Source organism: Paenibacillus sp. J22P51, from assembly GCF_059692215.1.
On record NZ_JCAUAZ010000019.1, the window covers coordinates 1 to 23,902 of the forward strand.

Below are 23,902 nucleotides of genomic sequence, written 5' to 3' on the forward strand. Positions count from 1 at the left end.
TGATCTATGCCCCCTTATATCCTTGGCGCTACACTTTTTAAAAACGAATGGGCAGCGTCCTCTTTAGTGCTGTTCATTTTCTTCGACTGCCAGACTTTTAATTTTCATGGTCTTTCTTATCACCTTTTTTTTGAAATAAGATCTTTAGGAATTGTGCCTAACGAAATACACCATTTTAAGTATTCGTGAATTGATTAAACTTTCCTGCCCGTCCCTTTAATAACAAAGAGTAGCTGCCGCGAAGCAAACCCCTCAACTATCGTGTCCCGTTAGTTGAGCACTCAACAACTCTTAGAAATTAATTTACAGGAATATTGAGTTCTATACGGAGTTGATGTACGGTCTTTTCATTTTTTTGGTATTCTTCTCTTCCCTTTTTAAACCGTTCGATCATTTTTTCTGATTCTTCTGCCTTTTTGAGATACGTATCGTCGTTATATCTTTTCGCAGCATCCTTAAATTCATTGATACCCATTGACCAGGTTTCAATGGCTAAATCTAACTGCTTGGCGAAATTTTCAGTATCGTCAGGATCAGCTTCAAGTTGGAGCCTTCTTGTTTCAAGACCGAGACTCTTAACTTTAATACCTTGCAGGTTTTTTGCATCTTTTTCCTCTCTTGTTTGGTCGGGCATCGCATCCAATTTATTGTGTTCAGCCGTTTCCTTATCCATAGCTGCCTTAGCTAGAGCTTTCAGAGAGAGTACATCTTTTACATTTTTTGTAGCTGTTGCGGAAATGGAAAATATGCTTGCCACCACTAAACATGTGGCTGTAATGGCAATTAGTTTTGTTTTTAATTTCATTGTAATTCCTCCTATACCCCACCTTCTAATTTTCCTTATTTTACCATAAAAACCTATAAAATTACGAATAACTCGTTGGCTTTTTTACCAACTCTCTTGCTACACTCTTCTGCCCGAAGTGCCAATGACCACCACGCTCTACTGCCCTTTAGCTTAAATGAGCAGTTATTGTTGTATTACCCTTCTATGTATTTGCGCAACTTCTTTATGCGAAACTCTTCTGTCTCCTGGTATTCCATGCACGCAGCTCCTTAACAGCCAATATTATATGATCATTACAAAATATCACAGAACACCTAAAAGAATCGACGATAAAGTTCTCTTCTACGCTCGCCGCGGAGCTGTGCATATATTTGAGTGGTCGATGCCTTCTCATGTCCTAGCATGCCTTGAATGAAATCCAAAGGTGCTCCGTTGTCCAGCAACTGGCACGCATAAGTATGACGAAAACGATGAGGGTACACGTTGGTTGCGACCTCTCCCCGATCTGCAAGCCGTTTTATTGACCACCTGATCGTGGGAATGGCCATCCTGCGAATAGGATAAGGTTCGGTTACAAACAAGGCTTTACAGGAGTCATTGCGACTTGCCAGATACTTTTTCAACCAGACCTTGCACTCGATTGTGAAATACACTTCTCTTTGCTTCGATCCCTTACCATTAACGATTGCAGAGCAATTCTCCCAGTTCAAATCTTCAATGTTTATCTTTTGTACTTCTCCAACTCGGCAACCGGTAGTGTAAAGGAACTCTAGAAGAGCTCGTTCCCGCATGGATAGACAAGAGATCTTCAAATGGATCACATCTTCCTCGATTAAAAACTTCGGAATACGTTTTTCCATCTTAGGCTCTCTTAATTTTAGAGATGGATTTGATGTTAGGTAGGTTTCTTCGTAGGCAAAGCGAAACAAAGATCTAACAAAGCGGATACGATGCCCCAAACTACTTGGTTTCAATCGATCAGATTGTTTCGCTAAATATTCCTTTAACAGCTGTAGGGTAACATCTAAAATATTAATATCTCCAAGTTCATTAACCAGCATTTTTAGCTGCAGGGCGTAGGCTTTTAGAGTTAGTATACTAAATCCCTGGATGCGCTTATCGGCCTCATACAGTTTCCACAATTGACTTATATTCATAATAAAACCTCCCATTAGTCCTATTAAATCTAGGTTTTCTTCTAATGAGAGGTTTTAATCTATATGTATTGAACTAGCGTTATCCGTTAGCTTAATATTCAATTTTTCGAGAAAGCACACTATCTTTCGTAGTTTCTTCCAGAATGGTTTTCCTATATGCTTTGTTATTTGGAACAGCTAGATAGTTTTAAGTATTCATGCTTCAAAATACTCATCATTATACGATCGACATATTGACCATTTTTATAGACTTCGTCTCTTAGTATGCCATCCTTATTGAAACCAGCCTTTTCATAACTCCGAATAGCACCAGGATTATCAACATCTACCGTCAAATACACTTTATGAAGGTTTAAACGCTCGAATGCAAAATCCAGGACAACACCTGTCACTTCTGTAGCATAACCTTGCCCCCATACCATTTTGTCCCCAATCCAAATACCAAATTCAGCATGCATGGACCAAGGATGGATATTAAACAATTGGGTATTGCCAATCGGGATGCCGTCTTCTTTTATTATGGTAAAATAGACAGATGATAGATCTGTTTGCGCGTACTTCCGTGTACGTTCTCTGACCACTTCCGGTGTTAGGGGCATACCACTTCCTGATGGTAACGTTCGGTTAACTACAGGATCGGACAGCCATTCATATCGCTTTTCCCAATCTTCTTCAACAACACGCCTTAATGTTACTCGTTGTCCGTATAGCATATTTCCCCTCCGTGTACCTAGATTGGTACTTATTTTGTACACTCGTAAATCCATATGTAGGGTATTCGCGAAAGCTTTTTAACAATCCTGCCCAATAGCTTAATGACAAAAGGAGCAGCTCCTTCGAGATTAATCATAGTTCGATAAAACTAATTTCTCTTAAGAATTTCCTCAATGACCTTAGAAAAAGCGAGTTCAGCGGTGCCACCCTTACCCTTAATTATACCTCCGTGAGTTTCATGTACATGAACTACATAACCATGCCCCAATTCTTTAGACTCTAAAGTAAAAGTAAAGCCGTTGTCCGACAACCAATTCATTAAGTCGGATAAACTAGGAAGCCACGTACCTTCACAATAAACAGATGAAGGTGCCAGTAAATCTCCTTGTGGTAGGATTCGACCTCCTATTATCCATTCTTCATTATTAAATTTGTAGAAATCGAACGGTGCTTTCTCACCAATATAATATGTTCTATTAAAACCTAATTCTATTAACCTTAAAGCTGATATTTCAGATAAATACATTTTTCACCTGCTTTACTTTTATACTCACGAGTATTCGTGCTGAACTCTAAAATATCCTTTCATCACTCTGTTCATGCACAAGATTTTTCCGTTAAACTGCCCAATACTTAAGCAGCCAAAAGAGGAGCGCTGCAGCGGAAGCAGGCTCCTCAACTACTTGATTGTCCCTCATCATTACATATTCATTTACCTTTCTTATTTGCAATCCAGAAGGCAAGAATAATGAGTGGAATGAAAATAAACCAAGGTATATTTATGGTGCTACTTGTAATGAAGGCAAGAATAGTAATAATGACTATACCTACAATAATGTATAAACATCCTCTTCCAAATGTCCCCGTATGAATCACTCCATTCGAACGCTATATATATATTATATAACGGAAATAAATGGAAAATCCTTCTTTTTTTGTTCGATCGTTAATTCGAAACACATGTGCAACCAATGTGTTTAAATAAGCAAGTTTTGCTGCACCTGCTCATTAATATTATTCTTAAACTAACGTTCACCGTTAGCTCAACGACGGAGCCTGTATCAATGTGCATAGATAATAGGCTCTCATATGATATATGTCTGAAAAGTCCTTTGGAGCGGTAATTAAGCTAAACGGGAGCAAACTTAAAAAACAACCTCGATGACGATTTCAGTGGTTTTCACTCAATTCTTTTCGATTTTCTATCAAACAATATCGGGAAGTACTCGTTGTCGAAGCGTTGTCCTTTGTAGGGGCGGGGACCGAGTAAGCGAGTATTGGGGTGCCATTGTACGCCCGGCTGATAAGCCGTTCCATCGGGCATCAGGTGAGCGACGACCGAAAGCCGTGGCTCATCCGATAGGTTCGGGCCGGATCCGTGGAAGGTGAGCCCGTGATGAAAGCTGGCTTGGCCTGCTTTCAAAATGCACGGTTCCTCTTGCCATTTTTTTCTTCCGTCGCTGTATTTATCTCTAAGTGCTTGTAAATTCTGATCGGAAAACGTATTGCTGTCCGGAACCAATCCCCATTCATGCGAACCGAGTACGGTCATCATACCTCCATTGGAGAGATCCGTATCCTGCAGCGCGATCCACACGGTAATCATATTAGGGTTATCAGCGCATTGCCAGTAACCGTAATCTTGATGCCATCCGACATTACCTGAATTCGTCTCTTTTCCGGAGGTTCCCGGTTTATAAATCACCTGATCGTGCCAAAGCCGAATGGCATCGACGCCTAACAAGTCCGCGGCCATTTCGCCGATTAAAGGATCTGTCACGATACTGCGAACTTCATCGTTAATCCACCATGCGTTATCGATTTTGCGCAGTTTTACCGGATCCGTTTGTTTCATCGTATAAATATATTCCATGGGAGTGCCATCTCCGTCAATTTGCACCTCCCAAAGTCGCTCGTGAGCTTTCCGAAGCCTTTCGATCTGCTCGTCATCGATCAATTTGGGACTAATCCAGTAGCCGTCGCGATCGAATATTTCCTTATCTTTCATCGTAATACTGATTTCACTCGTTTTCATAAGCGTGCCTCCTTGAATGGTGATAAAACAACTTTACAAAAAAATATGACGATTGACGTTCTACGAAGTCTCAAGTAGGATGAGAAACATGAAGAAGAATCGTACACATCTCAAATCTAACGTAGCCTCCGCTTCTCAAACAGTAAAAAATAGCTTCCAGTCCGCTTATGACTCCAGTTTCAACGGCCCCCTGGAAGGGGTGCCTGAAATCGTTGCGCTCGGATACGGCCATTTGCGACAAGCCATTCCGCTGCATGAACATGTTCATGAGGGCAGTTTCGAATTCGTTTACATCGAAAAAGGAAAAGCAGGCTGGACGATCGACGAGTCCACATTCGAAACACGATCCGGAGAAATGTTTCATTCCAAGCCAGACCAAATCCACAGAGGATTCATGAATTTTTTGGAGCCTTGCCACATTTGGTGGATCATCTTGCAAGCCCCTCATGAAAATGGGTGGATGCGATTAGATGCAAATGAAGTTTTGCGCGTCAGTCAAGCGCTATATTCGCTACCTCACAACGTGCATGTCGGTCCAGGGGTAGCGGAGTCGTTCCGGCGGCTTCGTTATGCGATTCAAGGCGCATCATACCTCCGTTCATTGGAAGTGCGAATGTGTATTTTAGAAATTCTTCTTGCAATTTTGCGCCCTGAGCCAGCAACGAGCATCCCGAACGATATTAAAAACCTATTGCAGATTCTGATAGAGCACATCTCGCAGCAACCGGAATGGCACCCGTCCGTGTCAGAAATGGCATCAATGGTTGGGGTCAGCGAATCCCATTTTTACCGCATGTTCCACGAATTTACAGGACATTCGCCACAGGCATATATAGAACGTCTTCGAATTGGACATGCCTGCCAGCGTCTAAATGAAACAACCGTACCTATCACCCAAATTGCGCTTGATCTCGGGTATCAATCCAGTCAGCATTTTGCCACGGCTTTCAAGAGGTTTACCGGAGTCACTCCCTCGCATTGGCGCGCTAATCAACCCCCGAATTTCCGCAGTTATTAGATTACGACCGAACAGTGATCGTTGCTAAAAGAAAAGGCCATCCTGCTTGATGAGAGCAATGGATGGCCTTAAAACTTGCCGTTGCAGACAGCGCGGTGAACCGTATCATAATTTAAAGCTACGATTGCGTTAAACTGCCCGTTAGCTGAACGCGCCCTTTTAATCTTGTCGGTAATCGGATCTAGTTCTTGACATTGCCAATTGACAAGAACTTGATCCGATTAATAAAAAAGCCCGCGATTTACGCGAACTTGATCCGGACTATGTTCTTGTCATCCGACAGATGATGTATTCTCTACTAGTGCAATCGGCGTTCCAGGTAAGGACAAATATTCAACTGATTTAGCTTTAATCATTATTATATATTCGCTTCCCCCCGTACAAAAAAGCCTGTTATTTAATAGACATTAATAAGTAACTTGATAATTAGCATAGTCGTTCCTTGTATCCAACAATCGCAAATTTCATGGTTATTTCTCCGTCCGATGTCTGGCAATTTGGCAAATTCAGCCCCCAACAAAATTAAATGATTATTTCTTTGTTCTGGATATGGGATTGATACATGGCTTCCACAATGGCAATTACGCTTCTACCGTAGTTTCCTGAGCATTCCGGCTCCGTCCCGTCCTCTATGCTCCGGATTAATTCCAGAAAGGGAAGTACAAACACCCTATCAATCGGATCGGGATTCAGTCGTTTATATTCGCCCTGCTCACTGATCCATACGCCTTGGCTTGTCGCTAGCTTCATCATCCCTTTTGTAAAAATGAGCTCCGTTTCATTCTTATCCACTCCGCCGTACCCGCTTTGACAAATCGTTGCAGGAATTCCGGCGGATGTTTCAATAAAAGCGATGCCGCTTCCTTCAATATCGCCTTTGTTTCCGTGGAAGCTAAATGAGGCCTTCACCTTAGTGATCCTGCTGTCCGTTAACCACTGAATTTTATCAACGGAATGAGATCCCAGATTCATAAAAATGCCACCGCCTGATTTCGCTTGTTCAAAAAACCAGCCGGGACGGGCAGGGCTGTAGTAGTTGACATGCCGGACATCATGAATCATAACCAACTGACCCAATGTACCTTCTCGAATGATTTTCTTAGCCTGGAGATTATCGCTGATATAATGCTGTGTATGATTTATCAGGAGTTTAACTTGATTGGCTTCTGCTGCTTTAATGATGTCGTCACACTCTTCCGTATTCAATGCCATCGGTTTTTCCAGTATTATATGACAGCCTTGATCCGCACACCAAATAGCGACCTCTTTATGAAGAAAATGGGGTAAAGCAATGACAACTATGTCTGGTCTTTCGTTCTTCAACATTTCACGATAATCTGTATATGCTTTCGTACCCAACTGAGCGGCCTTTGCTTTTGCTCTTTCTCCAACGACATCTGCAATCCCCGCCACTCGCAATTGTTCCATTGACTGAATGGCAAGCAAATGGCTGGAGGAAACGCCACCCGCCCCGATTATGGCAACTTTGTAATATGGGTGAGTTTCGCTTTTCGTCTGAAGCACGCTATATCCCTCCTGTTTGGCAAAGTCCATAAGCACCATATAAGCCTGCTAAATTGGATAGCTTTGCCTGCTTGATCACTACATTTCTGTAACTTTTCATAAATAATCCATCTCGTTTATCGTTGATGGCATTCATAATGATGTCTTGAGCCATAATCCCTCCGCCCAAAACAATCAAATCAGGATTGAAAATATGTACGATGCTTACAAGCCCTGAAATGACATCATCGATCCAGTTCATAAACTCTTGTTCGATCACTTGAAACTGATTACTGTTGGATTGCTTTAAGGCTTCAAAAATCTCTACCCCAGTTCGAGCAATGCCTGTTCTTAACGCAATCCTTTCCATGAGGGCATTGGTGGAAGCGTAAGCCTCATAACAACCTTTCCCGCTACAGGTGCAGACCTTGCCATTCTTTTCGATAATCATATGGCCCAGTTCTCCTGCAGAACCGCCGCTTCCCTCGTAAATATGGCCATTTATCACAATGGCTCCACCGATTCCTGTACCAAAGGTAAGACAAATATAGTTGTTACATCCTTTGGCTGCGCCCCATTTGCCCTCGCCAAGAGCAGTGGCATTTACATCATTCATAACATAGGTGGGCAGACCAAATCTTTCTTCAATGTTTTTCTTGATATCCATCCCAGTCCAACCTGGAATATTGTCCGTGGCATAAATTACACTCCCCAGACGTGAGTCAATCTGTCCTGCGGAACTGATGCCTATTTTTCTTATATCCGGATGCATATGACTAGCAATGAGATCAAGGACTTGTTTCATAAGAATCTGCCCTCCTTCAAGCGCACTTGAAGGAGTTTTCTTGTGATAAATTAATTCCCCATGCTCGGTAAATTCCGCATATTTGATTTCTGTTCCGCCGATGTCCAAGGCAAACACACTCATTTTATTCGTCACCACCAATGGCTTTTACGAATCTTTTGGTTATTTCCATTGGCCTTGTTATGGCACCGCCCACCACGACAGAAAACACGCCGCATTCATAAGCTTTCTTAGCATCGGCCGGGTAATGAATCCCACCTTCTGCAATAATGGGGATCTTTAGCACATCTTTCATTTTTCTCATCAGCTCAAAATTAGGCAGTTCGGTTTGGGCTGTATATTCCGTATAGCCTGCTAGCGTGGTTCCCACCAAGTCAAAGCCTAGTTTTTCTGCGTGAACCGCTTCCTCTAGCGTAGAGCAATCGGCCATGAACAACTGATTTTTATATTTCTTTCTGACTTCCACAAAAAAAGTATCCAATGACACTTTACCCGGTCTTATCCGATTGGTCGCATCTAAGGCTATAATCTCTACATTGACGGAGGCCAGCAAATCCACTTCTTCCATTGTCGGTGTAATGTAGATAGGACTATCCGTATAATCTTTTTTAATAATCGCTATGATTGGCAGATCAACAGTCTGCTTGATAGACGAAATGTCTTCCACCATATTGGCTCTAATTCCTACTGCCCCGCCTCGATACGCAGCCAAAGTCATTCTGCTCATGATAAAGGAGCTATACAAAGGCTCATCCGGCAAAGCTTGACAGGAAACAATCAGTCCACCCTTTATCTTTTTTAATACTTCATGGTTATTCATGAAATTTTCCTTCCCACGCGTTCCAGCTGGCTTTGGCCGTCATATGGCTAGTGTCAAACTGCAAGTATTGAAAATCAGGTACAACCATGATGGTCTTTTCGTTATAGTCAAATCTTGTCAGGTTGATGAGACTGTATTCCAGTTCAGAGCCTTTTTTGACCACATGTGTAAACAAAGCATCTGTGGTTATCTCATCAAACTGGATTTTGCCTTTTTCAAAACGATAACTTGGTCGAGCATTCTCGTCAAAAATATCCTGTTGCAAATCATCTTTGAAGCACAAAGTATGCTCATACTTTGCTTTCACATGTATGGCTATACCATTTTCATTTTCTGTAATAGATGCCGTTGCTTTTTTGTAATCGTTGCTATCTGTGTCAAAAGGATATAAAAGGGTAACAAAACACAGTCTTTCCCCTTTTTCAAAATGTCTGGACGAGTATGTGAACACAGCTGTTTCTTCCGTGTAGCTTCTACGTATTACCTTCGTCCCATAATCCGTATAGCCAACAAACTGGATTCCAAGGGATTTTTCGGTATTGTTCTTATAATGCATAACAGGCTGGTCGCACGCCACAAACTCTGTTATACCCGTAAACAGTCCCTCTCCCTTCTCTTCAGCAAATTGGGTATAGAAAATGGAGCCAATGGAATACTCTCCCGATTCCAAAACATCCACTCGATCATACACGACATAGATGCTTTCATCCTTTAAGTAGGTAATGGAACGATAGGAGTCTAACCCATCCCACACGCTGTTTACCTTTGTAAGTCCTGTATCGCAAGTCTCAAATTTTTTAAAATAGATCTTTTGGGTCTCCACTTTTCTATACCAACCATCGTCCAAAACATAGTTGAGGAAATTCGTAGGTTTTGAAAAGCTGCCATGTCTGCAAACAAGACGATTGTGATAAAAATCTGCACGATAATTGCCTATTTTAATCATGCCGTGAGAATCTCTGTAGCCGCTGTCGTGCATTAAAATAGAATCCCCTGCCGTCATCAAAATAATCGAATTTTCATCGGATTGCCCATGATGGGTTTTTTCACGATTGACAGGGATCGTGTTTCTTATGTAATGCCGAGGGAGAATTGCGTAGTTGCCTTCATCTCTATAGTTTAAGAACAAATAGTCTCCTGTTTTCTCTTGCCCCAGCACATACTTTTTACCGACCAAATCTTCCAAAACCTCTTTGCTGTCTTGTGAAGTTGGAATCGGTACAACAGATTCATCCGACCATTGCCAAGCGTTGATCAAGAAGCATGCGGTGTCCATAAAGGACTCAAAGGAATCAGGATCATCTGGGTTGATATTGGAGTAATTCAAAAAGCAATCCAATATTTTTTCGGCGGCATATTTCATATGGCCATCTTGATAAATGGCAGCCCCCTTCTCAAGACATGCTACATAAACATCCCATGTGTTCAGAAACCGAGCGTCTCCAAACTCCGGCACGATACCTTGAGGCGACACCATTTCGGCAAAGTAGGTAAAGTAGTAATGCAATATGGGACTTTTTTTATAGCTGTCGTCCCCTATGAATTCATGGTACATAATCAGAACGTTTAACCAAATCGGCGTATATATTTGTGCATCTTCAATAGACCATTGACCTATACTTTCCTGAATGTTCAGTTTTCCCATAGTAAGCCATTTTTCAGCATTGGGCTCATTGGGGAAAGAATGTCCTTGCAAAAATAAATTCAATCCTTTAATGAGCCCCCTGTTTTGCGGGCCCCAGTCGGTATATGCATGGTTAGGAGGCATCACACGGTCTATTACTTTTTTGGCGCTTACTTCAAAGGCATCGTCAGATAAACCGTTTTTTCTTAAAATGTCCAGAGCAATCATGAAGTACATGGGCCTAAACATACTGTCCATGGGTGCTCCTTTAGGGCGGCCTAACACCAAAACTTGGTCGAACCCATCGGTGTTTTCAGGCTGAAGCTGATCATGGAAATCTATAAATGAGGCCAATGCGGTATAGGCCTTTTTAGTCATTTCAGCATATTTTTTATCGCCTGTCTTTTTGAATCGTATCGCTTCTGCATATCCATATAAGCATAAGTCATCAAATTTCATGATTCCTTCTTCGACTTGCTTCATTCCTGAATCAATATACGCATCCAACTGATTTGCAAATTTATCCGCATATGTATGTGTAAATCGTGCAAGCACTGACTGACTCAAAGTTAACATCTCCTCAACATGTAATGTTAGATTAGATTGCTGTAAACAATTCCGGTTATCCCTCGACGGCTCCAAGGGTCTCCCCTTTTACAAAGTATTTTTGCAGCCAAGGATACAGAATGAGAATCGGAAGCGTGGAAAAAACAATGGTGGATGCTTTCAGGGATTCTTCACTAAAAGGCCTGCACCGTGCGGTGCAGGCCTTTAGTTATCTCCCTCTTACTTCTTCTTCATTTCGGCAATCTTATCTGAAATTTCCTTGTCGTAGTCGCGACCGCCAAGCTTCAGCCAGCCGTCAACTGTATTTGTCCATTCCTTGTCGAAATCAGACGCGATAATTGCCTTTGAGAGTGCCTCGTAACCGTATTTCGTCAGGTTGACAATGTTCTTCTGAGCGACCGGACGCGGGCTATCGATGAACGGAGACATAACGCCAAACTTCGCAAATTGCTCATAGTGAGGCGCCATCAATTCAGCATACAACGGATCAGGATTCAATTTCAGGAGCTGATCTTTCGTCGGAGGTCCCATGTAACCCTGTGTAATCAGGTTCAGGTCACCCAAATACCAGTTAAGCTCCTTCGCATTCTTATCGTTGTCGATCGGTACGCGAAGTCCTCCGTCTACTTTGTAGTGTACGCCTTCAATACCGCTTTGTACGACGCTAGCATGCTTCGCTAGGAAGTTCAGGAATTTGACCGCCGATTCCGGATTTTTGGTCGTTTTTGGAATCATGTTGAACATTCCGAATGTTGAAGCTTTAGAAGTATACTGGCTACCATCCTTCCGCTTGAGCGGCATGAGCGTAACCCACTTAGCAGTCGGAACCGTTTTTCTTGTAGTCATCGTAAGCGTAAATGGATCATCGTTGGAATCCATGAAACCAGCTTGACCTGCGGTATATTGCTGAATAAATTTTTGCGAATTAATGTCGGTTGCGAATTCTTTAGAAATAAGTCCTTCTTTATAAACCTTGTTCATGAAGGCAAAGTATTCTTTTCCTTCCGGCGTATCAATCGAAGAGTGAAACTGACCATTGACCATGTTGCCGGTCGGCATATACAGATCGATGCCAGGGCCGTTGCTATTCAGGCCAGCTCCCCACATCGGACCGAAGAAAAATCCTTTCGCCGCCTGATTGATCGCTGGAACCGCCCATGGAACGACGTTGTCTTTGCCGACGCCCCCCGGATCCTTTTCCTTAAACGCTTTCAGCACCGTGTAAAGCTCGTCAAGTGTGGTCGGCGCCTGCATACCGATCTTGTCAAGCCAGTCCTGACGGATTTTCATTGTCGGACCGCCTGCCTGATTCATCCGATAAGCGGGAATGGCATAACGCTTTCCTTTATAAGTCCCTGCATCATCTAGTGCCGGTTTCGACAGCTTCTTGATGTCAGGACCGTATTTATCCAGCAGATCGTCAAGCTGCCATATACCTCCCTGCTCTGCGTATTGGAACACGAGATCGGCGTTATACGTGATAACAATGTCCGGCGCTTCGCCGGAAGCCATCCATACATTTAGCTTCTCGGTCTCTTGCGATCTTGGCAGCGGTACGTATTCAACTTGTAAATTATCTTCCTTCAGGGCGTTTTCCTGAATCCACTTAACAATAACGCTGTCTGTCAGCTTCGTTCCATCCGGAGAGTTCGAGCGATCCCAAACGGATACCCGTACCTTCTCAGGTTTGCTGGGAGCCGCTGATGGTGCAGCCGAGGTTGTGATTGTTGCAGAGGTGGTACTAGGGGCGCTGCTATCCTTGCTGCATCCGGCCAACAAGGATAGCGGCAAAGTAAGAGCCATACTAAGCAGTAGACCTTTCTTCACTTTACTTCCTCCTTTTTCAAGTACAGGATTATATTATATGGACGCCGCCGCTTTATAATGGCTAACATTGTCCATCTCCTGTCAACCTTTGACAGAGCCGAGCATGGCTCCTTTGACGAAATACTTCTGCAAGAACGGATAAACAACAAGGATCGGCACAGTTGCAAACACGACTGTCGCTGATTTCAGCGACTCCTCAATGATGTGCAGCTGATTTTGCTGCTGCAGCGTTTCAAGGGAAGTATCCATCTGGGAGAGTAGTAGAATATTCCTCAGCTTCATCTACAGCGGATAATAGTCCGGATTGTTGATTAACATCACCGCGCTAAAGAAGGAATTCCAGTGTCCTACGGCATAGAAGAGGCCGATTGTGGCCAGCGAAGCTACGGACAGCGGCAGGACAACCTGCACCAGGAAACGAATATTGCCACAGCCGTCGACAATGGCCGCTTCACGCAATTCTTCGGGAATGAAGGCGTTTACAATCGTATTCAGAAACGGAAACAAACTGAAAACTACTTCACCGAACATATATTTTCGAAACAGGAAAAACAGAAAGGCCCGAACGAGCAGCAAGTACAAATCGTAGTTTCTCTGCTCGATTCTATCAATCTTGCGGATCGAGCTTCCAATCCCATTCGGAGAGTTCCTCCTTCTTGTCCTCCGAATCATAGTGTGGAAGCGCTTGCAAATCATCCTCAAACGCATTTACAACTTGCGTATGAAATTAGTATAAGATCAATTGCAAGCATTTTATATGCGGTATTTTTTACTTTTTATTTGATATTTAAAGTTTTCGTTTTTTCAGTCAACTTTTTACATGTATCTTGGCCGATTCGCTCCTCCAGATCGCATCGATGGAACGATTAATAGCCGTGTTCGTCATGATAACCCCTCCTTTATACACCCATTGCACAAGAGCAGATCTCTGCTAATTTTCGTTATCAAATGGCAAAACCCCTTTATTCATGGAATCTCTTCCAAAAACTTGCCGTTACTTGTGATACGGTTCATCGTAAACAGTAAAGTGATCCGTACCACAGATAGGGAGCGATAATAAATATCCGTTCCACCACGCTAAACTTCCCTATAGTTTAATAACAAAATCATGTAGGGGACCCATTTGCATGGCTCCCCCCTTATCGAACCGCACGTGCCCTACTAAGGCATACGGCTCACCAACGTGATTCAACTTGCAATCAATTTGTAGCATTTCTTTGGGCACACTGCATCTTTCGAACGCGTCCTGGTGTGTAATACTCTTGACTGCGTTCTTGCATCTTTACTAGTTTTCGGGTTTCCTTTGCTTTTTGCTTTTCATATCTTGACTGGGTGAATGCCTAATATAAGTTATGAATAGAATTGGGATTTGAAACATGTCCACTTTTATTGTTCTATGGATGGAATATGCCTATTTATAGCCCACTATTCACTCTTTCTATTCGTTCGTTTAATCACTTTAAGACACAATTGTAACCATTTGGAATTTTTAAGGCTACCGAGAATAAATCAGCGGTAGCCTGTTGTGGTATTCTTCTTCAACTAAAGTGCTTATTGATACGTATAGTTACGTGTTCGAGATGATGTATGGTATATTTCATTTTGCCTAAAATCATGAGTAACGGATCAAACCTCCATTTACATGAATCACTTGACCTGTGACGTACATAGATTCATTTGCTGCAAGATATACGAAGGCTGGTGCTACCTCGAAAGGTTGTGCTGCACGTCCGAACGGACTGTCAGTGCCTAGAGTAGATACATGTTCTTTGGAGTAGGTACTAACATTGAGCGGCGTCCATGACGGACCAGGAGACACCGCATTAACCCGGATCCCTTTCTCTGCCAAAGACAGCGCCATACTGCGAGTAAAACTTACTATTGCACCTTTAGTTACAGAGTAATCAATGACATCCTTGTCTCCTTCGTAGGCGACCCTTGAAGTTGTATTGATGATGGCGCTGCCTTTATCTAAATAAGGTAGAGCGGCTTTAGTCAAATAAAACAAGGGGAATATATTGGTTCGAAAAGTGTTTTCGAGTTGTTCATTGGAAATGTCCATTATACTGCTTGTAAAAGGTTGAACGGCAGCATTATTGATTAAGATGTCCAGTCTATTATAATGCCCGAGCGTTTCAGCTATTATATCTGGCGAACTAGCTGGGTCGCGAAGATCTCGGGCTAGTAGCAGACAGCGGGTGCCGAATTGCTCAACATACTTTTTGGTTTCTTCCGCATCAATATGTTCATTTAAATAAACAATAGCCAGGTCGGCTCCTTCTTTAGCGTAAGCGGCTGCAATTGCACGTCCAAATCCGCTATCGCCTCCAGTAATGATCGCAACCTTCCCTTTCAGCTTGCAGCTACCGACATACCCAGGGTAATCAAAAATAGGACGCGGCACCATGAGATACTCCAAACCAGGGACTTGATCCTGATGTTGAGGTGGAAATGCGATAGGCTCCTGTACTAACTTAGTTCGATAACCAAGGAAAGGGTACACAGGATAAGGGAATTGCATGGCTTATCACCTCCGAATAATTGTATTTGTTTCTATTAGTAATTTATTAAAAATACCAATAGTAAATGGTAGTGTTATCATATTAATCAGGTACACAGATCATTTTGGTTGCTCGTGTAAAATTGAGGTTCCATATGTTGCACTGGGTACATGTGGCGGGGTGTTTCTACGTAAGGCAAGGTTGGCTGCCCAGGGGAGAAATGGTAAGGTGTTCCCTGATACGGTTGGCGGAAAAAGAAAGGATTACCGAATGGGCTTCCAAAACCTCCAAAGCCAAATGGGCTTCCAAAGCCCCCAAAGCCAAACGGGCTTCCAAATCCTCCAAATCCAAACGGGCTTCCAAAACCTCCAAAACCAAACGGGCTTCCAAAACCTCCCGCGCCTAAAACCTCCGTGCCTAAAACCTCCGTGCCCGACCCAGAACCTCCGTGCTCAAAACCTCCCAAGCCTCCATGAAAGCCCATTTGTGTTGTCCTCCGTTTATGATGATATAGAAACATTAACCATGTATTGTATGGGCTTCTGTCATAACAAGTTCGTAGTTAGATGTAAAATAGGCATTTTGGGTTTTCATTATACCTCGGAAAATTGTCAGGAAAACAAATATTGAACTCTTCTGTTAAATCGCTAAACAGGCTACCAATGTTATGCCGGCAGCCTGTGTCATGGTGCTATCGTTTACCGTTAATCATTCTCATTAGTATATTTTTAAGTCTATTTTTTTTCTTCACGATTTCAAATGGTCGCATCATTTCGTAATCTTCATGTTCGAGCATGTGACAATGCCATACAAAAAGCCCAGCGAAAGGATCGAATCTCGCGATAAAAGAGGTAACGTAACTAGCTGGAGCACGAATCGTATCTTTAAAGCCCCTCTCGTTAGGTTCAGGAGGAACCGCGGGTCCTGTAAACTTAAGTTCACCTGTGGCTTGGAAATGTGCATCGTCAAAAGGCTGGCGCTCTAGAATCTGCATGTCAACGACATGTAGATGAATGGGGTGGTCATCCGCAGATTGATTAATTAACCGCCAGATCTCAACAGCTCCTAAGTCCATTTTCTCAGATATAGGATCATTCCACATTTTACTGTCAAGTAAATTAAGCGATCTTCCATATTCATCCTCCACCCTAACAAGTGTGAGATCTCTTGTCCTTGTTGCCATCTCTCTGGAAAGGAAATCAATTTTTGTTAAATGATCCGGAATGGAGCTGGTATCTTTGTCTTTTAAAGGAATGGTTACTTTAAACTGCATCACATCGGTTGTTTCGGGGGAGGCACCCTTGAAGACATTTTTAAGAATAATCATCTTGCCAAATGCTCGAGAAAAATCAACGATCACATCCGCACGTTCGGTCGTTAGAAGGAGGATCTCATTCATTTTCACTGGTTTCTCCAGTAAGCCGCGATCTGTACCAATTTGATAAAATGGCTGTCCGGAGTCCAGTTTGAATGTAATAGCTCGACTATTACAGTAATTTAACATCCGAAATCGGTATTTTCGCGGTTCTACTTCAAGATAGGGGGATACTTTGCCGTTTACCAGAATGTAATCTGCGTCAAAAGGTGTGACAATTGAAGGATAAGGAAGTCGATGATTGTTTTTATCGGGAGTAGCGGGGTAAAATAGCGAACCGTCCGGGTTAAACGAGCGATCCTGAATCATAAGAGGGATTTCATATTTTCCCACCGGTAGATTCAGGGATTGTTCATGCTTATCACGAATGATAAAAAACCCTCCAAGTCCCGCATAATTGTTCAATCTAGTAATACCCATGGTGTGGTCATGATAAAATAACGTAGTGGCTTCAAGGTTGGGATACTCGCATACTTTTCTTTGAAACATAGGCCCTGTTTGTTCAAAATTTCTCGTAAACCAAGCATCAGGGTAACCATCACTATGATCATGCTGTTTTCCGCCGTGTAAATGAACTACGGTCCTAACTTGAGGAAGTGTTTTTTCTGCACCATGAATGGTCGTATCGATGGGGAGAAAATGCTTTTTGGGAAGATCATTCATCCATTTGACATATGTCGATTCACCCTTCATCACGTCGAAAGTAGGGCCCGGGTACATTCCGTTGTAGCCCCATAAGCGGGTAGGCCCTAAATCACGATGTAGTTTTTGGGTAAATTCCCTCATGGTCACTTCATAATACGAACCTTTCTTGTCTCGTTTTATCGGGGAAATGGTTTTGGGAATCGGCAGTTTATCGACGAATTTTTGAAGTTTTACTTTTACGGGCATACGAGTAGAGACCTCCTCACGGTTAATACCTTAAGAAAGCGTATGAACGACAGATGTCCCACTATGTTTAATTGTGGATTTTCCCTTAATCTATTCATCAACAAATATTGGTGAGATTCAAGGAAGACCTCTTTCATCTGTACACGTCTTCATTCAAGGATTATTGGAATGGGCATGACTATACCTAAAACGGTTCCCGCCTCACCTTTTCCTATCTGCGTACATAATCTATTATCAAAAAAGCGGCCCAGAGGTGGATTAGGATGATCTATTTTTGTCCCCAGTACGGTGTTTGGCGTGAATACTGCACGCCATGTAGTCACTGTCCTAGTGTGAACTATTACGCTGGAAGAAAGGATTCAACTATCATAGATGAATGGAACGCTGTTCCTGCTCCTCCTCCCCCACAACTGCAATCCGTTTCAGTGGACCCCAAAACAAGTGCACTCCTAGTTTTGGATATGGAGACCTCTATATGCAATAATCCTCGTTGTTTTGCCTCTATCTCTAAAATTAATCAACTATTGGCGAGAAGTCGTGAATGGGGCATGCTTGTCGTCTATAGCCTTACACGAACGGGAAGCCTCTCGGATATTGCCGCGCAGATAGCCCCCTTGCCAAGTGATCCTGTTGTGAAATCAAACGTTGATAAGTTCTACAAAACTGATTTAGAACAAATATTGCATGAGCATGGTATTAAAACTGTTCTGATTACCGGTTATGCCGCTAATGGCGCAGTCCTCCATACAGCCACTAGTGCTGCATTTCGGGGATACAATGTCATTATTCCAGTTGATGGAATGTCAGCTCTCAATCCTTATGCTGAACAGTATACCGCTTGGCATATGTTAAATAGCCCTGGAACCCGAAACCGGGCCATTTTAACAAAAATAAATCTGATACATTTTAGTCATCCATACCGGGGATCTGAGGATGGGAAGTCTGAGTCATCCAGTAAGTCCCTTTCTCCATCATAGGAGTGCTTATGATATGGCTCCAAGTAGTAAACACTCAATCGTTATACCACGCTAAACTGCCCGTTTAGCTTAATCGCCTGCCGATCATTCCATCTTCTGCACTACGTCGTATTAGGCTAGGGAGAGAGCCCACGACCGCCTGTGGCTCTTTTTAATTTGTGCACAGTTCACTGGAGGAGTATAGTCCCAACTTTAATTTCAAAGGAGATAATTTTATGTGGAATAGCTTCCCATCATATCCCGATAACAGACAAGGGATTTCAAACATTTTACATTGTATCAATAAATGGGTGACCATCCAATTAGAAGATGGGACTAATTTGCAAGTCAACGTGACCTCTGCCGATTTCAACTATGCAACAGGATTTTTAACCCGCCAATCTTATAACTCATTAGTTTGTAACGGGACTGCCATTCAAAATTCACAACAGGCAGAGGCTTGCAAGGGGCAATGGATCCAGCTTCTTCTTCCCAATTATATTCCGCTCTCGTTTTATTTGACTCATTATGATGATCAAATGGTTGGGGGCAGCTTCCAATCGACTCAGCTTCTCGGATTATCCAACCGTGTCACTTCAGTTCAATGTTGAATAAAAGCATGTGTCGTGAAATGAACTGCCCCCCAATCGTTAGATGGTGTCTAACAATTGGGGGGCAGTTCAAAATTTTACGGCTGCCTTGAATAATCCATTACAAATCCAAGCTTAAAAATCATCGCGATTATAGCATATGTTTGTGTCGCCGGACATTCTTGACTTGCCTTTAATAATCTTGTCGTTGGACGATTGAAAAACACTTCGATTGTTCTCGCCTTCAATCAAGCATTATAGTTGCTAAATTTGATAAAAACACCGTAAATATTCTTCCCAGCATCTCTTAAGTAGCTTTGATAAAATCTCGCTGTGAAGTATCCGGGGAAATCAATTGGTGTCCCTTGGTGACCCCTGAATCGTGCAGCAAGAACTTTACTTTTATAAAGAATTTCTTCCTCCTTACTGCCTGCAACAGTGTATTCCTTAATTTTTACCGCATCGATTGGGATTACTTTAAGGACTTCTGAAAGAGCCTCTTCCTTGGTTAGATAGATTTCTGTTCCATCTGATTGAAAATTCAGATTTATTATTTCTGCAAAGTCGTCTGTCAAGTAAAAGACTGACAAAAGAGTGAATGCATTTATACGATACCAATCTTGTGCTTTGTTGTATCCTAAATATTCGTAATTATTATCTATGACTTTCCTATGATCGCCAAACCCGCCTGCTTTTGTTATTTTTGACGGACTATTTACCGGTTTTTTTGCATTCTCCGTGCATCCTGAAATTAAGACGATAAAAACAAATGATAAAACTAATATAATGAAATAACGGATTCTGTTTGCAGTATGCATACACAACCTCCTTTATCCGATTCATTAGTTTTTAAGAAATTAAGTAATTAATTTCAATTGTGGGGTTATCTTTACTCGTAATAATTTCCATAACAATACATATTGTATGAAAATGTATCTACTTCATTCCTTGCCTTTTAAAAAACAAGGTGCTTGCGCGTTCCGCTTATATATTTATCAAAAGGTTATTATTAATTATATATTTTGCAGCTCAAACACACCAAAGTAACAACCCGTCCCTAACAGGAAGCGGGTTGTTACTTTGGTGTTGTTAATTCATGGATTCTTATTAAATCACTAACGCATGCGTCAGTTGCACTAGTATACTTTTGGGATACTCTCACTATTGAGCTGACTGTGTTGAAACCTGCCATGTAACACCAAATTTATCTATTACTTGTCCGTAAAAAGGACTCCAAAAAGTTTCGTGTAATGATATGATCACTTTACCACCATCTTGTAATTTGCCGAATACTTCTTTTGTTGTTTCAACGTCATTAATTAAAATAGCTAAGGTGGTTTGATCGCCAATTTGATAAGGTAGACCTGTAAATGTGTCAGATATCATTAAATCTGTTGAACCTACTTTGAGATGTGCATGTAAGATACGATTTTTTTCTTCATCAGATAGATTTGTATCTTCTTCCCCAGGCATGTCGCCAAATCTTTGAAGAATAAGGGTCTTTGTATTGAATGCATGTTCATAAAATGAAACAGCTTCCTGTCCATTTCCATTCAATATTAAATAAGGGTTGATACCTAAAATCATAAGTAACACCTCTTTTTAAAATTTTGATCTAATCTCAAATTATTATAACAAATTAATACAAAAAAATACGATTTCTTATTAAACCAATCTGCCCGTTAGGAATAAAAAGCCCGCGATTTACGCGGACTACAGTTCATCCTGTCTTATGTTTTACTTATAAATTATTGAGAAACCATTTTTTATTAGGTTAGTAAAAGAAGCCACCTTACTTAACTCATTCAATTCTTCTTTAATTGGCAATTCCAATTGTTTCAATTCAAGTTTAGACGCAGCTAATTCAAGTAATTCTAAACGTAATAGCCAGTCATTGGGATATGAACGTTTAAGTTCATTATAAATGTCACAAAGCTCTTGAATACAGTCATCAGTAAAGGTGTATTTCTCTCTTATTGTTGCAACTTTCTGATATAGCATTTCTAATTCGGTTAGAGAAGAATGCGGTTCTTTCATAGCTGCTACTTGTTGAAGCGGTGCACTAAAGTAGGAAGCAGGGTCAGCTGCACCAGGATATACTGAAACAATACGCGATCCCACAGCCATATCATAAGTGCCCCATTCCTTCTTAAATAGCTCCTTTCCATCCAACGTCACCGTACAATCCTCGAATGAAATTAATACGGCTTGTTGATTATTTTTTAATATACTTGTAATTCGTCCAGAAACGCTTATACCGTTTACGAACAAGATATTAACGAAGTTTCCTTCAACCATGCCCATATCTTCAAAAGCTTGATCATCGCACGCTTCTAATGCAATATTACCTTGCAGCATACCAATTGGAGTACCAAATCCTTTGGCATGATAGTCTTTTCCATGTCCTTTCAATTGTTGGTTATTAACCGAAAGAGCTGTCTCACCAGTCGTGCTAACATAGATCGCTTCACCGTCCTTATCTTTTAGAAGAGCATGGACGATACCCGTTACGCTAATGCCGGAATTGAATTCGAAGGTAGCAACACTTCTCGAACGCAGCGCTTTCTCTAAACTTTCCGTTCCGCCAACTCGGAATGCCATCGTATCCGTTAAAGATTGGGCGCCTTCCATTAATTCTTCAAAGCTTTTACAAACAAATAATCGTGATTGCATCTCGGTCACAATTTTCGGGCTATTAATACATGCTTCAACGGAATACGGCAATTTCACTACCGCATCTGTGTAGCAATGCTTGCTTTCTCCAACGGAAGACAATAAACCAGCGCCGTAAATTTTCGGATTATTCATGTCCCCGATTAGTCCATATTCAACTGTAGCCCAGAATAAACGGGAAACCTTCTCTGCTTCCGTCAATTCGATGACCGCATTTTGCTTTTCCTCGACTAATTTTTGGGCAGCTGCTTTTTCTTCAGCCGTAGATCGCGGATTCTCCATGACGATCGTTAATTGCCTGAGCGCCTCGAAAGCCTCTCCTCTTTCCTTCATGGAAAAAGCTTTTGTGCCGATCGAGCCGATTTTTTGCACGTACGACCTGTATTCCTGATCAAACAAAATGGGCGCATGTCCTGCTGCTTCATGAATAATGTCCGGGGCAGGCGTGTATTCAATGTTCGTTAATTTTCTGATTTCTGTTGCGATAGGTAAAATTCCGTTAGCAAGCAGTTCATAGAATACAGCGCCTGGGATAAGTCCATTTACAATAACCGCGCCCCATCCGATTTTCGAAAGGCACGCATTCATCTCTGACACACGAGGTATTTTCTCCGTTTCAATACCTGACTGTAACAGTCCGTTTACAAATGCAGAGTGAGCTTTATCCTGTAAGGCATGATGATTTTGACGCATGACATAACGCCACACAGCATGATCGATGGGGGTGTAATGATCATAATGTTGCTCTATTACATAGGGTTGTAAATGAGGTGGAATCATTTTCATTTCATCAACTCCCTCTTCTTACTCATTCGCCTCTTCTATGACAGCGTCCACTTTCCTGCGACTTCCTTGCTATTTTGGAACCCAACTGTATGGATAATTTTGATCCTCTAATTGTGCAGCTCCTTTCACCACACGTAAAGGACGGAAGGTATCAATCATAACCGCTAACTCTAAAGTCTCTTTTTTACCGATGCTGGCTTCAATTTTTCCAGGATGCGGTCCATGAGGAATACCTGACGGATGTAAGGTAATCGAGCCTTCCTTAACGCCTTTGCGGCTCATAAAATTGCCTTCGACATAGTAGAGCACTTCATCACTATCCACATTGCTATGAAAATACGGGGACGGAATGGATTCCGGATGGTAATCAAACAATCTCGGAACAAACGAGCAGACGACAAAATTATTCCCTTCAAACGTTTGGTGAATGGGTGGCGGCATGTGAATTCGACCTGTAATCGGTTCAAAATCTCCGATGTTGAAAATATAAGGGTACAAATAGCCGTCCCAACCTACGACGTTCAATGGATGATAGTTGTAGGTATGAGAGTGCAAATACCCTCTGGTTTTGGTTCTAACCTCAAATTCGCCGATATCCGTATGGCTTTCCAAAGTTTCAGGGAGCCTAATATCTCTCTCACAGAAAGGGCTATGCTCTAGGAGCTGTCCATGCTCGTTCCGGTAGCGTTTCGGTGTGCTTATCCAACAATTCGTTTCTACGCATAAAAATTTAGATTCACCTGGCTCCGGAACGATTCGATAAATCGTACCCACTGGAATCACGATATAATCCCCTGGGCGGTAGCTGAGTGTACCAAACATAGACTCAACTTTTCCCGTCCCCCGATGAACAAAAAACAATTCATCCCCGTCTCCGTTACGATAATAATAATCCATGGTTTGCGTCGGATTGGAAACGGATATTAAAATATCTTCATTTCCAAGCATGTAGTGCCTGCTGTTTATCGCATCTCCCGTATCTAAGTACTGTCCGGTCAGGAAGTGCCTGCATGTCAACGCTCCTTGTTCTTCGAACTCTAGCTTGCAGGGAGCGTAAATATCGGCTTTAACGATGTCCGTCGGAGCAGAATGATGATAAAGAATAGATTGTATGCCCGAAAACCCCTTCGTACCCATGACCTGTTCCCGGTACAAAGAACCATCTTGTTTCTTGAACTGCGTATGTCTTTTCTTGGGAATTTCACCCATACGGTGATAAAAAGGCATGTTACCTTCCTCCTAAGAGTTTTCGTGATAAAAACTTTTATCGAAG

General features: G+C 42.1%; 21 protein-coding genes and 1 pseudogene. 3 read left to right on the forward strand and 19 right to left on the reverse strand.

What is annotated here, in order from left to right; all coding sequences use genetic code 11:
• Positions 1 to 298: 298 nt before the first annotated feature.
• From AC58QC_RS26585 to AC58QC_RS26605, 5 genes are all read right to left on the reverse strand, one after another.
• Complete coding sequence (locus tag AC58QC_RS26585) at positions 299 to 805, reverse strand: hypothetical protein (RefSeq protein WP_497418068.1); 507 nt, start codon at positions 803 to 805, stop codon at positions 299 to 301.
• A 296-nt stretch (positions 806 to 1,101) separates the two neighbouring features.
• The gene (locus tag AC58QC_RS26590) at positions 1,102 to 1,944 is read right to left on the reverse strand and encodes a tyrosine-type recombinase/integrase (RefSeq protein WP_497418069.1); all 843 of its coding nucleotides are present in this window, start codon (positions 1,942 to 1,944) and stop codon (positions 1,102 to 1,104) included.
• Between the two features lie 164 nt (positions 1,945 to 2,108).
• Positions 2,109 to 2,657, reverse strand: coding sequence for a GNAT family N-acetyltransferase (locus AC58QC_RS26595; RefSeq protein WP_497418070.1), 549 nt, complete (start codon positions 2,655 to 2,657; stop codon positions 2,109 to 2,111).
• 149 nt (positions 2,658 to 2,806) lie between these two features.
• The gene (locus tag AC58QC_RS26600; RefSeq protein ID WP_497418071.1) at positions 2,807 to 3,184 is read right to left on the reverse strand and encodes a hypothetical protein; all 378 of its coding nucleotides are present in this window, start codon (positions 3,182 to 3,184) and stop codon (positions 2,807 to 2,809) included.
• Positions 3,185 to 3,838: 654 nt separating this feature from the next.
• Positions 3,839 to 4,693, reverse strand: a complete 855-nt coding sequence (locus tag AC58QC_RS26605; protein WP_497418072.1) for a phytanoyl-CoA dioxygenase family protein — start codon at positions 4,691 to 4,693, stop codon at positions 3,839 to 3,841.
• 88 nt (positions 4,694 to 4,781) lie between these two features.
• Here AC58QC_RS26605 and AC58QC_RS26610 point away from each other — a divergent pair, with 88 nt between their 5' ends.
• Positions 4,782 to 5,711 (forward strand): AraC family transcriptional regulator, encoded by a 930-nt coding sequence (locus AC58QC_RS26610; RefSeq protein WP_497418073.1) that lies wholly within the window; start codon positions 4,782 to 4,784, stop codon positions 5,709 to 5,711.
• Positions 5,712 to 6,233: 522 nt separating this feature from the next.
• Here AC58QC_RS26610 and AC58QC_RS26615 read toward each other — a convergent pair.
• The 10 genes and pseudogenes from AC58QC_RS26615 to AC58QC_RS26660 all read right to left on the reverse strand — a co-directional run bounded on the left by AC58QC_RS26615 (position 6,234) and on the right by AC58QC_RS26660 (position 17,624).
• Positions 6,234 to 7,235, reverse strand: a complete 1,002-nt coding sequence (locus AC58QC_RS26615) for a Gfo/Idh/MocA family protein (protein ID WP_497418074.1) — start codon at positions 7,233 to 7,235, stop codon at positions 6,234 to 6,236.
• Position 7,236: 1 nt separating this feature from the next.
• Entirely contained in the window at positions 7,237 to 8,127 is an 891-nt protein-coding gene (locus tag AC58QC_RS26620; protein ID WP_497418075.1) for an ROK family protein, read from the reverse strand.
• A 16-nt stretch (positions 8,128 to 8,143) separates the two neighbouring features.
• Positions 8,144 to 8,839 (reverse strand): N-acetylmannosamine-6-phosphate 2-epimerase, encoded by a 696-nt coding sequence (locus AC58QC_RS26625; protein WP_497418076.1) that lies wholly within the window; start codon positions 8,837 to 8,839, stop codon positions 8,144 to 8,146.
• The gene (locus tag AC58QC_RS26630; RefSeq protein ID WP_497418077.1) at positions 8,832 to 10,922 is read right to left on the reverse strand and encodes a hypothetical protein; all 2,091 of its coding nucleotides are present in this window, start codon (positions 10,920 to 10,922) and stop codon (positions 8,832 to 8,834) included. The genes AC58QC_RS26625 and AC58QC_RS26630 overlap by 8 nt, the downstream gene beginning before the upstream one ends.
• Positions 10,923 to 11,085: 163 nt before the next feature.
• Positions 11,086 to 11,199, reverse strand: a pseudogene (locus tag AC58QC_RS26635) (ABC transporter permease); the annotation flags it as partial.
• Between the two features lie 50 nt (positions 11,200 to 11,249).
• Positions 11,250 to 12,857 (reverse strand): extracellular solute-binding protein, encoded by a 1,608-nt coding sequence (locus tag AC58QC_RS26640; RefSeq protein WP_497418078.1) that lies wholly within the window; start codon positions 12,855 to 12,857, stop codon positions 11,250 to 11,252.
• A gap of 81 nt (positions 12,858 to 12,938) precedes the next feature.
• A complete protein-coding gene (locus AC58QC_RS26645) occupies positions 12,939 to 13,139 on the reverse strand; it encodes a hypothetical protein (RefSeq protein WP_497418079.1) in 201 nt (66 codons plus the stop codon).
• Positions 13,140 to 13,529 carry an ABC transporter permease subunit gene (locus AC58QC_RS26650; RefSeq protein WP_497418080.1) on the reverse strand — a complete coding sequence of 130 codons (390 nt, stop codon included), beginning with the start codon at positions 13,527 to 13,529 and terminating at the stop codon, positions 13,140 to 13,142. It abuts the gene before it with no gap.
• Positions 13,530 to 14,469: 940 nt separating this feature from the next.
• The gene (locus AC58QC_RS26655) at positions 14,470 to 15,378 is read right to left on the reverse strand and encodes an SDR family oxidoreductase (RefSeq protein ID WP_497418081.1); all 909 of its coding nucleotides are present in this window, start codon (positions 15,376 to 15,378) and stop codon (positions 14,470 to 14,472) included.
• Between the two features lie 671 nt (positions 15,379 to 16,049).
• On the reverse strand, positions 16,050 to 17,624 hold the full coding sequence (locus AC58QC_RS26660; protein WP_497418082.1) for a multicopper oxidase family protein: 1,575 nt from the start codon (positions 17,622 to 17,624) through the stop codon (positions 16,050 to 16,052).
• A gap of 263 nt (positions 17,625 to 17,887) precedes the next feature.
• Between AC58QC_RS26660 and AC58QC_RS26665 the strand changes: the two genes are divergently transcribed.
• Both AC58QC_RS26665 and AC58QC_RS26670 read left to right on the forward strand, forming a co-directional pair.
• On the forward strand, positions 17,888 to 18,601 hold the full coding sequence (locus tag AC58QC_RS26665) for a cysteine hydrolase family protein (protein ID WP_497418083.1): 714 nt from the start codon (positions 17,888 to 17,890) through the stop codon (positions 18,599 to 18,601).
• 215 nt (positions 18,602 to 18,816) lie between these two features.
• Positions 18,817 to 19,191 carry a hypothetical protein gene (locus AC58QC_RS26670; protein WP_497418084.1) on the forward strand — a complete coding sequence of 125 codons (375 nt, stop codon included), beginning with the start codon at positions 18,817 to 18,819 and terminating at the stop codon, positions 19,189 to 19,191.
• Positions 19,192 to 19,418: 227 nt separating this feature from the next.
• On the opposite strand, the gene AC58QC_RS26675 is transcribed toward AC58QC_RS26670, so the two are convergent.
• From AC58QC_RS26675 to AC58QC_RS26690, 4 genes are all read right to left on the reverse strand, one after another.
• Entirely contained in the window at positions 19,419 to 19,988 is a 570-nt protein-coding gene (locus tag AC58QC_RS26675) for a hypothetical protein (protein ID WP_497418085.1), read from the reverse strand.
• Between the two features lie 343 nt (positions 19,989 to 20,331).
• Complete coding sequence (locus AC58QC_RS26680; protein ID WP_497418086.1) at positions 20,332 to 20,757, reverse strand: VOC family protein; 426 nt, start codon at positions 20,755 to 20,757, stop codon at positions 20,332 to 20,334.
• Positions 20,758 to 20,907: 150 nt separating this feature from the next.
• Entirely contained in the window at positions 20,908 to 22,629 is a 1,722-nt protein-coding gene (locus AC58QC_RS26685; RefSeq protein ID WP_497418087.1) for an aromatic amino acid hydroxylase, read from the reverse strand.
• Between the two features lie 69 nt (positions 22,630 to 22,698).
• Positions 22,699 to 23,856, reverse strand: coding sequence for a homogentisate 1,2-dioxygenase (locus AC58QC_RS26690; RefSeq protein WP_497418088.1), 1,158 nt, complete (start codon positions 23,854 to 23,856; stop codon positions 22,699 to 22,701).
• Between the last annotated feature and the right edge of the window lie 46 nt (positions 23,857 to 23,902).

Bases quoted from the DNA above. Each gene is read 5' to 3' on its own strand.
- AC58QC_RS26605 (WP_497418072.1), bottom strand. From the start codon at position 4,693: ATGAAAACGAGTGAAATCAGTATTACGATGAAAGATAAGGAAATATTC.
- AC58QC_RS26645 (WP_497418079.1), bottom strand. From the start codon at position 13,139: ATGAAGCTGAGGAATATTCTACTACTCTCCCAGATGGATACTTCCCTT.
- AC58QC_RS26595 (WP_497418070.1), bottom strand. From the start codon at position 2,657: ATGCTATACGGACAACGAGTAACATTAAGGCGTGTTGTTGAAGAAGAT.
- AC58QC_RS26670 (WP_497418084.1), top strand. From the start codon at position 18,817: ATGTGGAATAGCTTCCCATCATATCCCGATAACAGACAAGGGATTTCA.
- AC58QC_RS26650 (WP_497418080.1), bottom strand. From the start codon at position 13,529: ATGATTCGGAGGACAAGAAGGAGGAACTCTCCGAATGGGATTGGAAGC.
- AC58QC_RS26660 (WP_497418082.1), bottom strand. From the start codon at position 17,624: ATGCCCGTAAAAGTAAAACTTCAAAAATTCGTCGATAAACTGCCGATT.
- AC58QC_RS26585 (WP_497418068.1), bottom strand. From the start codon at position 805: ATGAAATTAAAAACAAAACTAATTGCCATTACAGCCACATGTTTAGTG.
- AC58QC_RS26680 (WP_497418086.1), bottom strand. From the start codon at position 20,757: ATGATTTTAGGTATCAACCCTTATTTAATATTGAATGGAAATGGACAG.
- AC58QC_RS26655 (WP_497418081.1), bottom strand. From the start codon at position 15,378: ATGCAATTCCCTTATCCTGTGTACCCTTTCCTTGGTTATCGAACTAAG.
- AC58QC_RS26590 (WP_497418069.1), bottom strand. From the start codon at position 1,944: ATGAATATAAGTCAATTGTGGAAACTGTATGAGGCCGATAAGCGCATC.
- AC58QC_RS26610 (WP_497418073.1), top strand. From the start codon at position 4,782: ATGAAGAAGAATCGTACACATCTCAAATCTAACGTAGCCTCCGCTTCT.
- AC58QC_RS26690 (WP_497418088.1), bottom strand. From the start codon at position 23,856: ATGCCTTTTTATCACCGTATGGGTGAAATTCCCAAGAAAAGACATACG.
- AC58QC_RS26630 (WP_497418077.1), bottom strand. From the start codon at position 10,922: ATGAAATTTGATGACTTATGCTTATATGGATATGCAGAAGCGATACGA.
- AC58QC_RS26685 (WP_497418087.1), bottom strand. From the start codon at position 22,629: ATGAAAATGATTCCACCTCATTTACAACCCTATGTAATAGAGCAACAT.
- AC58QC_RS26665 (WP_497418083.1), top strand. From the start codon at position 17,888: ATGATCTATTTTTGTCCCCAGTACGGTGTTTGGCGTGAATACTGCACG.
- AC58QC_RS26625 (WP_497418076.1), bottom strand. From the start codon at position 8,839: ATGAATAACCATGAAGTATTAAAAAAGATAAAGGGTGGACTGATTGTT.
- AC58QC_RS26600 (WP_497418071.1), bottom strand. From the start codon at position 3,184: ATGTATTTATCTGAAATATCAGCTTTAAGGTTAATAGAATTAGGTTTT.
- AC58QC_RS26675 (WP_497418085.1), bottom strand. From the start codon at position 19,988: ATGCATACTGCAAACAGAATCCGTTATTTCATTATATTAGTTTTATCA.